Consider the following 14453-nt stretch of genomic DNA (forward strand, 5'->3'; position numbering starts at 1 on the left):
ATATCGTGTACGTAGTATTTATACAAGGAGAACTATGATGAAAAATTATGATGTTATTATCATCGGCACAGGCGCCGCCAATATTGTTGCCGATGCGGCCATTGCCGACCACAAGTCCGTGGCGATTATTGAACGGGGAAAATTTGGCGGCACCTGTTTAAATCGCGGTTGTATTCCTACCAAAATTTTAGTGACCGCCGCCAATCGTATTCGTGAAATCCGTGAAGCCGCCCATTTAGGTATTCACGTAGAGAGCGTGCATGCGGATTGGGCTGCCGTCAGCCGTCGTATGTGGCATAAAGTTAATGAAAATGACAGTATTCGTACTTATTATGAACAATTTAAAAACGTAACAGTCTATGCCGGAACGGCTTCGTTTGTAGATAAAAAAACCGTACGCATAACCGATGCAAACAATCACACGGAAGAAATAACCGGAACCGCGATTATTATCGCTACCGGCGGACGCACGCATGTCCCCTCCGTAGCCGGACTGCAAGAAAGCGGCTATATTACTTCCGAAACCTTTTTCGGTGCGGCTTATCCTCCCGAACCTTACAAGAGTCTCATCATTATCGGCGGCGGGCCTATCGGTTGTGAATTCGCCCATGTCTTCAATGCCTTCGGCACTCATGTAACTCTTGTCCAGCACAATATCAGGTTATTACCTAAGGAAGATGAAAGTGTATCCGCCTATATGTTACAACAATTTGAAGATTACCGTATTCAAGTTCATCTCAATCAGGATACACTTTCCGTACGTACAGAAAACGGAGAAAAAATTCTTACCTGCAGCGATCGCACAAACGGAAAAAAATAGAAGTGCACGCGGAAGAAATTCTGGTCGCTCCCGGCATCAAACCTTTGTCGGATATACTGCACACCGAACGTGCCGGCTTGGCTACGGATGCGCGCGGGTATATTCGTACAAATGAATTTTTAGAAACAAATGTGCCGGGAATATGGGCTTTAGGTGACTGTAACGGACAAGCGCCCTTTCGTCATAAAGCCAATTATGAAGCGGAAACCTTAGCGCATAATCTGTTTAGTCATCAACCTCCGGAAAATTGGCGCTGGGTTCGCTATGATGCGGTTCCGGCGGTCACCTATACCTATCCGGAAACAGCGCATATCGGATGGACGGAAGCAGGCGCAAAAAAAGCCGGCTTTACCGTAGAAACCGCCATAAATCACTATTCGGCGACGGCCAAAGGATATGCCTTGGGATTTGAAGAAGGTGCAAGAAATGACGGGTTTGTCAAACTCGTATTGGATAAAGACAGCAAAAAAATTCTCGGCGTACACATTGTCGGTCCCGAAGCATCCATTCTGTTACAACCGTTTTGCAATCTCTTCTACTGCGGCACGCAAACCATCCAAATAAGAGAAGCGGAAATTGCATCCCCAACGGCCGCACGATTGCGAAAGCTCCCCTTAACACGTACCCTCCCGCCGCTTTCCGTGTATACGCTGAGTGAAACCATGACCCCTCATCCGGCTTTATCGGAATTAACAATGTGGACGCGTTACTATTATGAAAAAAAATAGCGGCACATTAGCATAATCGCCATCATATAAGAATTGAAAACAGGACGATTTTCCTTTATATTATGGAAAAATCGTCCTGTTTTCATGCTGTCTTCGCCCTTTCTATGTTCGAACACCCTACAACAAAAAAAGAAGCCTGTCAAAAGACAGACTTCTTTTAGGAGAAAAACGCTTAAGCAATACCTTTATGCTTTTTAACAGCTTCGATAATCAACGGCAATACTTCATGAGCATCTCCTACGATACCGAAATCGCATACATTAAAGATCGGAGCGTCTTCATCTTTATTAATAGCGACAATGCAATCCGATCCGAGAATACCTGCTAAATGCTGAATAGCGCCGGAAATACCTGCTGCAATATAAAGTTTCGGGCTGACAGTTTTACCCGTCTGACCAATTTGGAACAACGGATTGATCCAACCTTGGTCGGTAACAGCACGAGAAGCTGCTACGGCGCCGCCTAATATATTAGCTAATTCCACTAAGCAACCGCCTTCTTTGAAATCTTCTTCTTTCATGCCGCGACCGCCGGATACAACAACATCCGCTTCTTCCACTTTAATTCCGTCGCCGCCGACTTTAATCAGTTCAATAAATTTCGTTAAGAAATCTTTTTCCGTCAAATCGGCTTTTTCATCAATCACATCACCGGCAGCACCTTCTGTCGGTTCCGGTTTTTTAAATACATTCGGGCGAACAGTCCCCATTTGCGGACGATTATTCGGGCAAATAATTTCCGCCATAATATTGCCGCCCAATGCCGGACGCGTCCAAATGATGGTTTTCTTATCGTCATCCACACCCAATTCCGTGCAATCCGCGGTTAAACCGGTTTTTAATTCATTGGCAATACGAGGACCGAGATCACGGCCGATATTCGTAGCGCCGATTAAAAATACATTCGGTTTATGTTTTGCTGTAAAATCTTCAATAACTTTTGTATACGCCGTAGTATTATAATTTTCCAAAGCAGCGTCATCATACACATATACTTTTTGTGCACCATAATTCAAAAGTTCCTGTGCCAACGGTTTTACATTATGGCCGATTAATACAGCACCCACTTCTTCTCCGAGGGTTTCCGCCAATTTTTTTCCTTGTCCCAACAGTTCGAAGGAAACGTTACGTAATTTGCCTTCAAATTGTTCAGCTATTACATACACGCCTTTGTATTCTGCTAAATCCATCTTCACTATACCTCCTCAGTTTAAATAACTTTCCGTGCAATTAATTTTTCCATCAGTTTATCCACATTTGCCTGCGCTTCTTCTTCTTTGAAGATTTCGCCCTGTGTTCTCTGAGGCGGAGTGAAAATTTTATGAACCTTTGTCGGAGAACCGCTCAAGCCGATACGAGTTTCGTCCACACCGATGTCGGCCGCACTCAACGTCGGAATTTCACGACGTTTTGCCTTCATCGTACCGCGAATGGTCGGGAAACGAGGTTCATTTAAGTCTTTAGTCGCCGTAATTAAAACGGGGAAAGCCGCTTCCGTAACAATATACCCTTCTTCGTTTTGCTGTTCTACACGTGCTTTTCCGTCCGCAACCGTCAATTTGGCAGCGCCCGTGATCTGAGGAATCCCCAATTCACTGGCTACTTGCGGGCCGACCTGTGCCGTATCGCCGTCAATAGCCTGTTTGCCGCATAAAATCATATCGAACATTTCAATGCCTTTATCTGCGGCCAATTTTCTGATAGCGGTAGCAATGGCATAGCCCGTAGCTAACGTATCGGAACCGCCCAATTTACGATCCGATACCAATACCGCATCATCGGCACCCATGGCCAATCCTTCACGAAGTACATCTTTCGCTTGTTCCGGTCCCATGGACAACAACGTAATATGTACGTCATCCTGTGCTTCTTTCAGTTGCAATGCCGCTTCCAAAGCATTTTGGTCAAAGGGATTGAAAATGTTCGGTACACCGGCACGAATGACCGTATGCTTTTCCGGATCAATCTTAACTTCCGCAGTATCCGGAACTTGTTTCACACACACCAATATTTCCATTTACGTTTTCCTCCTAAAATATCTTTATTTCAACGGGCATGATTTTATCCCAAAATCATGCCCGAAGAAGACAACAATTAGCGTAACAAAGCTCCTGATGTAACCATCAACATAACTTCGTTCGTACCTTCATAAATCTGCGTAATTTTGGCGTCACGCAAATGACGGGCCGCCGGATATTCTTCACTATAGCCGTAACCGCCGAAAATTTGTACGGCTTCCACCGATACTTCCATAGCGACATCGGACGCATAGCGTTTGGCAATCGCCGCATCCACTGTAAACGGCTGGCCTTCCTGTTTTTTGAAAGCGGCCTTATATACAAGATTCCGGGCAGCTTCCACTTTCATTTTCATATCCGCCAGTTTAAAGCCGATATTTTGGAATTTGCAAAGCGGTTTACCGAACTGTACACGCTGTTTGGAATATTCCACCGCGTCGTTTAATGCCGCTTCCGCAATTCCCAATGCCTGTGCGGCTACGCCGATACGACCGCCGTCCAGAGTCATCATGGCAATCTTGAAGCCTTCCCCTTCTTTACCGAGCAAGTTTTCTGCCGGAACTTTCGCATCTTGGAATACCAATTCCATTGTTTTGGAAGTATGAATCCCCATCTTATCTTCCAATTTGCCGAAGGTAAAGCCTTCCGTTCCTTTTTCTACAATAAAGGCACTAATTCCCTTGGTGCCTTTGGATTTATCCGTCATGGCGAACACGATATAAATATCTGCCGAACCGCCATTGGTGATAAATACTTTGGAACCGTTCAAAATATAGTAATCGTCTTTCTTGACCGCTACCGTTTGCTGTCCCGAAGCATCCGTACCGGCATTGGGTTCCGTCAAACCGAATGCGCCCAACTTTTCACCTTCAACCAACGGCGTCAGGAATTTTTCTTTTTGTGCTTCCGTGCCGAACTGCCAAATCGGATTCGCACAAAGAGAAACGGTTGCCGACAAGGTAATGGACATACCGGCATCATATTTTGCCAATTCTTCTACTGCCAAAATATAGCTGAGCACGTCACATTCCGCACCGCCGTATTTTTCTTCAAAATACGCTCCGGTCAACCCCAATCCAAGCATTTCCGCTACCAATTCTTCGTTAAATTCACCCTTGTGATCACGTTCCATAACGGTCGGCAATAATTTCTTTTCACCAAAATCCTTTGCAAGTTTTACAAATTCCTGTTGCACGTCTGTCAAGTTGAAATTCATGATGGTCACTCTCCTCAATAGTATGTTGAACCACAAAATTAAAGCAAATTTACTTGAGCCAGTTCCGGAATCTGACATTGTCGACTTCAGCAGCGCCAATATCAAATAAAACCATAAGTTTTTTACAGTCTTGTTGACACGAAGACACAACCTGAAATACTTATACATGAATTGTACAACTTTTCACATGGTAAATCAATAGATAAATCATAAAATCATCATTGTCATTATTCCATTTTGTCATTATAAAACATCAAAGAGACCTTTTGTTACTACCTTTCATGTGGCATTACTATCGTATTCGACAAAACCCGCTCCTTTTTCACCCCATCATTATCATCAATTACTATGCGTTCCGCGCAAGTAACAAAGACGTGCGAACAACTTTTCGAAACAATAAAAATTTATAAAAAATAATACGTTAACCAAAATATAGCTATTGCAAATATTAAGGCTGTCTTACGTTTGTATTATAGCACGAATGCCCAGGAAGTTGTCAAGGATTTGCGCAGTAATTCCCCATATTTTATAGTTTTTATAGGTGAATATCTTCACTTCATAAGTAGTACGCGGTCGCCAATTTTCCGGAACCCCCATCGTTATTAGCGAGGGACTGAGCGGGCGTCCTTGTAATTGAAAATAAGCAATTTCCGGAGTTTGCTTCTGCAAAAACGAAAGCGGTATCGTAAATACATGGTCCACTTCCGCCCGTGCCGGACGCCATCGACGAGTATCCAGGCGGGCCGCAAACGGATAGACCCGCACGCCGATCGGCGATTCCACATAATCCAGGGCGCCTATATAATGAATCCCGGCAGCGTCAATCCCCAATTCTTCCGCGGTTTCCCGCATAGCTGCCGCCCAAGGAGAAGAATCGGCAGCTTCTATATGTCCCCCGGGAAAACAAATTTCTTTCGGTTGCCGTCGCAATCCGGCACTCCGCACTTCCAACAGCACTTGTTCTTCCGTTGTTTCCCGATCATAAAGAAGAGGTACTAATACTGCACAATCTTCGGTTTGTAAACAAGAATTTTGCCTTACAGCTCGTACAGGCCATGACGTATATCCGTTCATCGCATCTCCTAAAAAAAGCGGGAGCTGCTATCTTCTCCCGCTTTTATACTATTTCACAACCAGATTAATAATTTTTTTCGGTACAATAATACATTTCACTACTGTTTTATCTTTCAACCATTCCTGTATACGAGGTTGTTGTAAAACCGAAGCTTTAATATCTTCGGCGGTGCAATCCGTCGGCACCGTAATATGCTCTCTCACTTTACCGTTAATTTGTACAGGCATTTCTATTGCCGCCACTTTCAGCGCTTCCGCTTCCACTTCCGGCCAGGACTGCCCGTGTATACTGCCGGAAAAACCGGCCTGATGCCAAAGTTCTTCCGCAATATGAGGCGTAAAGGGCGCTAAAATTTTCAACAAATTCCGTATTGCTTCTACGCCGACTTCTTTTTGAATCGTCTTTTCTTTGCCCGCATAGGCATATAAAGCATTGACATATTCCATGATAGAACTTACAGCCGTATTAAAAGAATATTTTCCGTCTCTTCCCTGAATATCCTCGCCGACTTTGGCAATCGATAAAAATTCCTGTCGCCGCAGTGCTTTTTCCGCCTCTGTATACGGTCTCTTTGCCGTTTCGGCCGTATCAAGCATGTCCATATATTGTTCAACAATACGCCACACGCGGTGTAAAAACCGATACGAACCTTCTACGCCCTGTTCGGACCATTCCAGATCCCGTTCGGGCGGCGCGGCAAAGAGAATGAACAAGCGTCCTGTATCGGCGCCGTATTTGGCAATAATATCTTCCGGCGACACTACATTTCCTTTGGATTTCGACATTTTACTGCCATCCATCAACACCATTCCTTGGGTCAACAAACGTTCAAACGGTTCTTTAACGGCGACCAACCCGGCATCATGAAATACTTTCATACAAAACCGGGAATACATTAAATGTAAAATGGCATGTTCAATGCCGCCGATGTATTGATCGACACCCAACCATTTTTTTGCATATTCGGGATTCCACGCCTGCGCAGTATTCCTGGCATCTATATATCGCAAATAATACCAGGAAGAGCAGACAAAGGTATCCATCGTGTCCGTTTCTCTGGTTGCAGGTCCCCCGCATTTCGGGCATGTGCAATGAACAAACTCCCGACTCGTTGCTAACGGTGAAACGGCACCGGCCGTAAAGGTCACATCTGTCGGCAACGTAACCGGCAATTGTTCTTCCGGTACTAATTGCTCGCCGCATTGCGGGCAATAAATAATGGGAATCGGTGCGCCCCAATACCGTTGTCGGGAAATTAACCAATCACGCAGCTTGTAATTCACGGTGCCTTTTCCCAGTTTTTTCTCCTGCAGCCACTGCGTAACGGCTTTTCGCGCTTCCGCATCGGTCAGGCCGTCAAAATCGCCGGAATTTACTAACGTGCCGCTTTCATGATAGGCCTCGGTCATGGTTTCTATAGATAACGTATGCGTCTTATTTTGAATGACGAGGTGCACCGGCAAATTAAATTCATGCGCAAAATCCCAATCTCGCTGATCATGTGCCGGTACCCCCATGACCGCACCCGTTCCGTAATCCGCCAATACATAGTTGGCGATCCATATGGGGACCTGTGCTCCGTTTAAGGGGTTTACCGCATAAGCGCCTGTAAACATCCCTTCTTTTTTCGCATCATTCGCCGTACGTTCTATATCACTCATATTTTTCATACGTGTAATAAACGCTTGCAGTTCCGCTTCATTCTCTTTATCTTTGATTAATTCCGCCACATACGGATGTTCCGGCGCCAATACAATATACGACACGCCGAATACCGTATCTACCCGCGTAGTAAACAGTTGTACACGTTTATGAATCGACGGAACGTCAAAAGACAGTTCCGTTCCCTCGCTGCGACCGATCCAATTTTTTTGCATCGTTTTTACACGTTCGGGCCAGCCCGGCAAAAGTTTTAAATCCTCCAATAACTGATCGGCATAGTCCGTAATTTTAAAAAACCACTGCTTTAAATCTTTTTTCACAACCGGCTGATCACATCGCCAACAGGTACCGTCTATTACTTGTTCATTGGCCAACACCGTATTGCAATGTTCACACCAATTCACTTTTGCTTCTTTTCTGTAAGCCAGCCCGCGTTTATAAAACAATTCAAAAATCCATTGTGTCCATTTATAATACTCTTCATGACACGTTGCCACTTCTCTATCCCAATCATAGGACAGTCCCAACTCGCGCTGTTGTCGCGTCATATTTTCAATATTTTTATATGTCCATTCTGCAGGAGGAATATTATGCTTTATTGCGGCGTTTTCCGCCGGCATGCCGAACGCATCATAGCCCATGGGATGTAATACATTAAAGCCTTTCATGCGTCTATATCGGGCCATAACATCGCCGATAGTGTAATTCCGCACATGCCCCATATGCAAATTTCCGGACGGATACGGAAACATTTCCAACACATAATACGGGGGACGCGCATCTTCATTTTTACAACCGTCACGATGCTCTTGCCGCCATATTTCTTGCCATTTTTTTTCAATTTCTTGGGGAATATATTTTTCCAAGGTAACATCCTCCTAACCTGCGTAGCTGCCAACCTACTCTTATATGGTATTTATTATAGTGTGCCGCCTGAATCAAGTCAATTCATATTTTATAAAATATTGTCAAAACTTAAAATTCGCAAATTATTTTCACTACCCATACACTTCCCCTAAATTATATTTTAAAATAATATTATTTTTTTCATACAATCCCGGTTTATCTTCACCGCCTGTTTGTACGCGTCCTTCCGAAATATTTCGTAATTTCTATGTAAATCATGTATAATAAATGCGGTTTATGTTGCTATTGCCCGCAAGTATCTATGCAAGGAGGTTTTTACATTGCATCAATATCTTTTTTTTATAGGTTCCTTTCCCTTACGTGCCTACGGCTTACTTTTTATGTTGGGAATTATTTGTGCCGCCATTACCGCCTATGTATTGACAAAAAAAGACGGACACGGCCTGCATCGACATATTTTGGACTTTACAATGTGTTGCGCCGTCGCCGGCATTATAGGCGGACGTCTGTGGGATGTCTTTTTCTTCGATTGGAGTTATTACGGTCGACACCTGCTGCAAATTCCCTTTGTCTGGCAAGGAGGTATGGCTATTCAGGGGGGCATTGTTTTCGGCACACTGGCCGGCATAGCCTATACCAAAATACATCACATAGATACCTGGCGGTTTGCCGATTTATTAGCACCGGCCATCATCCTCGGCCAATCGGTAGGGCGTATGGCCAATGTAATGAACGGCGATGCTTTCGGTCATCCGACGGGAGGAAATTTCGGGATCCTATACCCCGACACCACGTTAGCCTATGCGACCTACGGCAATCAACCGCTCTGGCCGGCAGAAATTTGGGAAGGGCAAATTGATATCCTTATTTTTGTCGCTCTCCTGTTATTCAGTGTCTTTCCCCATCATAAAGGGCAAGTATTCTGTTTATATGTCATGTTATACAGCCTAGCCCGTTTTTTCTTGGAATTTTTACGTGGCGATTATACGGTCTTGGCGCTGGGATTGAAATCGGCGCAATGGACTTCTTTAATCGCCTTTATCGTCGCCCTTATAATCTTCATTTTTCTTATCTATTACCGTCGTACACCAAAAATAAAGAATACTTGCCGTGCTTAAAAGTAAGATGGTTTATTATTTATGTATCTAGCTATTCCGTTCCCCCGCCTTATTTCGCCTATTATATGCAAATACGGACACATGCCTATCTTTTTAGTTGACGGAAAATGATTTTCTATATTATAATAATTATCAGTAAGATTTCTTTTTCTCGACACTTTTCCAATAGGACTTGAAAAAGAAAAGTTGATGGCATACGAATCTCGTTTTTCACGCGTATGCCCGATGTATTCCGACCTGAAGGAGGTAAAAAGATGAAACTGACCAATGAAATGAAAGAACTGATCAAAGTGCAATTGGCTTATATTGCAACCGTTGATGCGAACGGCAATCCGAATATCGGACCGAAACGCACGATGCGAGTTCTCGATGATACACATTTGATTTTCTGTGAAAATACCGACGGCCAACATCATGCCAATATTAAAGCCAACGGAAAAATTTCCGTAGCCTTTGTAGATCGCGAAGCAAACAAAGGCTTTCGTTTTTCCGGAAAAGCCACCAGCTATACGGAACCGGAAAAAATGGACTTGGCTGCAAAATTAGTAGGAGCCGCGCCGAAAGCTGCGGCAGTCATTATTGACATTGAAAAGATGTATACGCTGGATTCCGGACCCAAAGCCGGTAAATTAATTGAAGAATAAGATTGCACACCAAAAAGGAAGGCACTTGTATAATTACAAGTACCTTCCTTTTTACTATCATTTTTAACGATTTCCCTCGTTATACTCCCCATAACGAGCGGCAAAAGGGAATATAAGCCGCGCTTTTTCTCTGTGTTCCGGTTTGATATACGTGCCGGCAAAACGAACGGTCCAGGCAATGACCGCCGCATCATCCAACCATCCGATAACCGGAACGGTATCCGGCAAAACATCCCATGGTACCATAAGATATGCCAAGGCTCCCATAAGCAATACTTTTACCGTCTTAGGGGTATCCGCATCGCGCAGGCAAAAAAAGAGCATCCATGCACGCGGCAAAAAAGAAAGCTTATGTTTTATGTGCTGTACAAAATCCAACCATTTTTGCGCAGTATACCGACGTGCCAAGCGAGAAATAAATGCCATATGCCCGACCTCAATTATCGTCCAACGGCAATTTGGCATTCGCAATCGCTGCCGCTACTTGTTCTTCCGCCAAGGTTGCTCCCGAATCTTTTCCGTCCGGTGCCGGTGCGGCCTCTCTATCCGCCGCCGCATCCGTAGCAGAGGCGGCCGAGTGCTCGTCCGTTTCTTCCGTTTCCGCATCTGCCGATGCTGCTGCAGCCTTTTTTTTCTGTTCTTCCGCAAGAATTTCATCTACCAAATCATCATAGTGCGTGACGGAATGATAAATATCCTGCCCTTTTTCTTTAACGACTTGCCATTTTTCAACAGCCAGCCGCCCCCATCGCTTCATGAAATCAATCGTTTCATCCCCGAGCGGTAAATTTTTTAACGGATGATCTTTTAATTTTTCAACTTGATCCCGCGCTTTATCTTTCCATTCGTCCATCATCTTCATATAAGGTTGCATATCTTCCGGCATCCCGTCCTGTAACCAGCGTTGTGTTACACGCCCTAAACTGTACGTAATACCGACTGCTACCGGAACTTGTATCACGGAAAACGGAATAAGCGTGGTTAACAGATGTCCCGCCACCCGGCTGATTAGCGCTCCGACAAACCCCATTAACGCACGTTCCGTCAATTTAACATGATATAAGCGGGCAATCCGACTGACCATATAAACTTCATTAGCCATAAGTGCCGCCGTCCCTACTACCGGGGCAATAACAATCGCTCCCGCTCTGGCGGCCCCCCAACGACACAAGGTTTCCGCTTTAATTTCAATATCTTCATCCGCATCTTCCAAGGCTTCCCATACTTGCTCCGATTCTTCCGCGGTCTCTTGTGTCGCAGATTCTTCCGCCTGCGTTTCCTTCAACCGCTTTACTTCCGCTTGTAAAGCCTGTAATTCCGCCTGTAATTCTTCTTTCGTTTTATCCTCACCGGATACGGTTCCCGTGTCATCCGACAGCCAATCCTTTGTTTCTTTGCTCATTATACCCACCCCATTTTCAAAAAGGCCAACATCATTCTATTATCATTTTCGCACGTTTTTACCAGCTTGTCAAACCTCCATCCACCGGTACTGCAGTGCCGGTCATAAAGGAAGCTTTCTCACTTAGAAGGAAGGCAATAACCTCCCCTACTTCAGCCGGTTCGGCAATTCGATATAACGGATAATGTTCCCGCAATTCCGACATGGTCAATTTCGGGTTTCGTTGCAACTGTTCCCGTAATAAAGGCGTTTGTACATCACCGGGGCAAACGCAATTTACGCGAATACCGTACGGAGCCGCCTCCAGGGCATAGGACTTGGTAAATGCCACGATCGCCCCTTTAGTAGCTCCATAAACCGAGCATGCCACATTGCCCTGCAGGCCGGCATCACTGCTGACCGTGACAATACTGCCGCCGGCACTGCGTCGTAAATACGGCTGTATAAGGCGGCACAATGTCATCGTACCGTACACATTCACTGCAAAAAGCTTCTCGATCGCGGCAAGTGTTTCATATTGTAATAATTTTTCTTCATATTGCCCGGCGGCTGTCACTAACCCATGTACGGCGCCGAAATATATCTCTCCTTGTGCCAACGCACGTTGACATGCGCTTTCGTCACATACATCAGCGGCGATAAACCGCACTTGTCCGGCATATGCCGCTAATGTATCAACCGCTTTTTCCCCTTTTTCAACACTTCGTCCCAACAAAATAACATTATGTCCCTGCGCAACTAAAATACGAGCGGTAGCCAGACCGATACCGGAAGTGCCGCCACTGATGACAATTGTTTTTTTACTGTCCATATAGATTTCTCCTAGTACACAAAATACTGTATAATCAGCTTAATAATTAAGGCGCACGTTACGGTCAACATCACATACCGTACAAATCGTATACCCTTACGAATTGCCAAGCGAGCGCCGAAAAAAGCTCCCAAAAAAATACATACGGCCATAAGTATGCCATATACATAATATACTTTACCGCAAGCAACAAAAATAACAAAGCTTGTCAAATTGCTAATTAAATTTAATACTTTAGCATTGCCGGCGGCCAATACAAAATCAAATCCCAACATAGCAAAGAAAACAATGAGAAAGGTACCCGTACCGGGGCCGATAAATCCGTCATACATGCCCAGGACAAAGGCCATAAGAGAAGACTTGATGAGAACCGTACGACTTGCACCGCTATACGTCATGGCGGCCCCCAAATGCCGCCGAAAAAATACAAAAAACGCAGAGCCTATAAGCGCTATAATAATAATCGGTTGTAACCACTTTGCCGATATATATAACATTAACACGCAACCTGCAACGGCTCCTAAAAAAGAACACGGAATGAGTCGACGTAACAACGACATATCCGTTTTACCGGCACGGATAAACTGTCTGGCACTCATACAAGCCCCAAACGTAGCGGAAAATTTATTGGTTCCCAATGCCAAATGCGGTGTCATTCCGGCAGCTAAGAGTATGGGCAAAGAAATAAGCCCTCCGCCCCCGGCAATAGAATCTACAAACCCGGCCATAAAGCCGCCAATCATAATAAAAAAAATCGTCTGTATACCGGAAGATGCACTCATTATATCCATTCCTTTTTCCTCACTCTCGTACGATTTCCGAAATTTACGAAAAAAGTAGTCGCAACCGTCTGTCCGCCTGCGACTACTTTCAGCTTTGTTCTCTTATACACGGCTTTTTATTCCATATGGTCTCCGGTCGTTCCGCCGGATATAATACTTGTCTTATTTGCTCACCGATTAATTCGGCGCCATGCTGATGACACTTCCTGCTGGCTACAGACATTGCCCGTAATCTATCGGGGTGAGTCAACAATTCCGCTACCACCGCACTAAGTTCTTCTTTGGTCTTAACCCAACGCGCACAACCCTTATCTCGCATATATGCCGCATTGGCTTCTTCCTGTCCGGGAATAGGACTATATAATACCAGGGGAATTTGAACCGTTACCGCTTCCGTACAAGTTAAGGCTCCCGGTTTGGTTACCAACAAGGCCGATTGCGCCATTAATGCCGGTATATCATTCGTATATCCCAATACTTCCACCGGATGCCGTAATTCTTGACGGAGCCGACAAATTTCATCATATAAGTCTGCATTATGTCCCGTCACGACAGAAAAAGAATCAATCGCCGTCAAGCGATCCAGCGCTACCAGCGATTGGCGAATAGATCCCATCCCCAAACCGCCGCCCATAATGAGCACATTATTTCCCTTTTTCCGGGTGTTTCCCCATTGACGATAAGAAAAAATATTCCGTACAGGAATTCCGGTTACTGCAATTTTTTCAGCTTCAATACCTTGTGCCGCCAATAAATCTTTTAACGGCGAGGCGGCTACACAATACCGATCAATTTGCGGATACACCCATAATTGATGCACCGCAAAATCAGTAATAACGCCCATCATCGGTACCTGCAGACGATGTTGTCTTTTCAACAACGCCGCTGTACCGGCAGGAAAAGGATGTGTAAAAATAAGAAGATCCGGATGTTTATCCGCCAATACCCGCAGCATGCGTCGTTTGAGTCCCCACGAAAACATGGTTTTCACAAACCACCCTTTTTTATACCCTTGTGAAGAATAATACATCAAATCATATAACATGGGAAAGAGATCCAAAATTTTAATATAGGTTTCTTTCACAATATTATCTATAGATAAGGCTTCATTGGATAAAAAATCAATATGCTCCACTTCATACTCTTCCGCCGCCTGCTGCATATATTCTTCAATCGCCCGGGCCGCTTGTGTATGCCCGGTTCCGATAGAAGCGGACAGGATAAGTACCTTCTTTTTCATCATGCCAATTCCTTCTTTATGACAATACTATGTTCCCAATCTGCAAATCTTGCCTTTCGTTTTTTCGCCGG

12 protein-coding genes and 1 pseudogene are annotated in these 14453 nt (G+C 44.7%); 3 read left to right on the forward strand and 10 right to left on the reverse strand.

Annotation, left to right across the window (positions count from 1 at the left end; genetic code table 11):
* The first annotated feature begins 37 nt into the window (after positions 1 to 37).
* A pseudogene (locus HMPREF1039_RS08470) lies at positions 38 to 1548 on the forward strand (dihydrolipoyl dehydrogenase family protein).
* Positions 1549 to 1720: 172 nt separating this feature from the next.
* Here the strand turns inward: HMPREF1039_RS08470 and HMPREF1039_RS00815 are convergent.
* The 5 genes from HMPREF1039_RS00815 to leuS all read right to left on the reverse strand — a co-directional run bounded on the left by HMPREF1039_RS00815 (position 1721) and on the right by leuS (position 8384).
* Positions 1721 to 2737 carry an electron transfer flavoprotein subunit alpha/FixB family protein gene (locus tag HMPREF1039_RS00815; protein ID WP_007390529.1) on the reverse strand — a complete coding sequence of 339 codons (1017 nt, stop codon included), beginning with the start codon at positions 2735 to 2737 and terminating at the stop codon, positions 1721 to 1723.
* Positions 2738 to 2757: 20 nt separating this feature from the next.
* The gene (locus HMPREF1039_RS00820; RefSeq protein WP_007390508.1) at positions 2758 to 3564 is read right to left on the reverse strand and encodes an electron transfer flavoprotein subunit beta/FixA family protein; all 807 of its coding nucleotides are present in this window, start codon (positions 3562 to 3564) and stop codon (positions 2758 to 2760) included.
* A 77-nt stretch (positions 3565 to 3641) separates the two neighbouring features.
* Positions 3642 to 4781, reverse strand: coding sequence for an acyl-CoA dehydrogenase (locus HMPREF1039_RS00825; protein WP_007390539.1), 1140 nt, complete (start codon positions 4779 to 4781; stop codon positions 3642 to 3644).
* Positions 4782 to 5240: 459 nt separating this feature from the next.
* On the reverse strand, positions 5241 to 5855 hold the full coding sequence (locus HMPREF1039_RS00830; RefSeq protein ID WP_007390512.1) for an NUDIX hydrolase: 615 nt from the start codon (positions 5853 to 5855) through the stop codon (positions 5241 to 5243).
* Positions 5856 to 5903: 48 nt separating this feature from the next.
* Positions 5904 to 8384, reverse strand: coding sequence for a leucine--tRNA ligase (gene leuS, locus HMPREF1039_RS00835; RefSeq protein WP_007390495.1), 2481 nt, complete (start codon positions 8382 to 8384; stop codon positions 5904 to 5906).
* Positions 8385 to 8705: 321 nt separating this feature from the next.
* On the opposite strand from leuS, the gene lgt reads away from it, so the two are divergent.
* Positions 8706 to 9503, forward strand: a complete 798-nt coding sequence (lgt, locus tag HMPREF1039_RS00840) for a prolipoprotein diacylglyceryl transferase (protein ID WP_007390472.1) — start codon at positions 8706 to 8708, stop codon at positions 9501 to 9503.
* A 254-nt stretch (positions 9504 to 9757) separates the two neighbouring features.
* Positions 9758 to 10147 (forward strand): pyridoxamine 5'-phosphate oxidase family protein, encoded by a 390-nt coding sequence (locus tag HMPREF1039_RS00845; protein WP_007390549.1) that lies wholly within the window; start codon positions 9758 to 9760, stop codon positions 10145 to 10147.
* Positions 10148 to 10210: 63 nt separating this feature from the next.
* On the opposite strand, the gene HMPREF1039_RS00850 is transcribed toward HMPREF1039_RS00845, so the two are convergent.
* From HMPREF1039_RS00850 to HMPREF1039_RS00870, 5 genes are all read right to left on the reverse strand, one after another.
* A complete protein-coding gene (locus HMPREF1039_RS00850) occupies positions 10211 to 10573 on the reverse strand; it encodes a YkvA family protein (RefSeq protein WP_007390583.1) in 363 nt (120 codons plus the stop codon).
* A 10-nt stretch (positions 10574 to 10583) separates the two neighbouring features.
* Positions 10584 to 11549 (reverse strand): hypothetical protein, encoded by a 966-nt coding sequence (locus HMPREF1039_RS00855; RefSeq protein ID WP_007390573.1) that lies wholly within the window; start codon positions 11547 to 11549, stop codon positions 10584 to 10586.
* Between the two features lie 58 nt (positions 11550 to 11607).
* Entirely contained in the window at positions 11608 to 12360 is a 753-nt protein-coding gene (locus HMPREF1039_RS00860) for an SDR family NAD(P)-dependent oxidoreductase (RefSeq protein ID WP_007390547.1), read from the reverse strand.
* An 11-nt stretch (positions 12361 to 12371) separates the two neighbouring features.
* Entirely contained in the window at positions 12372 to 13151 is a 780-nt protein-coding gene (locus HMPREF1039_RS00865) for a sulfite exporter TauE/SafE family protein (RefSeq protein ID WP_007390478.1), read from the reverse strand.
* Between the two features lie 79 nt (positions 13152 to 13230).
* The gene (locus HMPREF1039_RS00870; protein WP_007390522.1) at positions 13231 to 14385 is read right to left on the reverse strand and encodes an MGDG synthase family glycosyltransferase; all 1155 of its coding nucleotides are present in this window, start codon (positions 14383 to 14385) and stop codon (positions 13231 to 13233) included.
* Positions 14386 to 14453 lie beyond the last annotated feature (68 nt).

Origin of the sequence: Megasphaera lornae, assembly GCF_000214495.1 — a bacterium.
GTDB classification, from domain to species: Bacteria; Bacillota; Negativicutes; order Veillonellales; family Megasphaeraceae; genus Megasphaera; species Megasphaera lornae.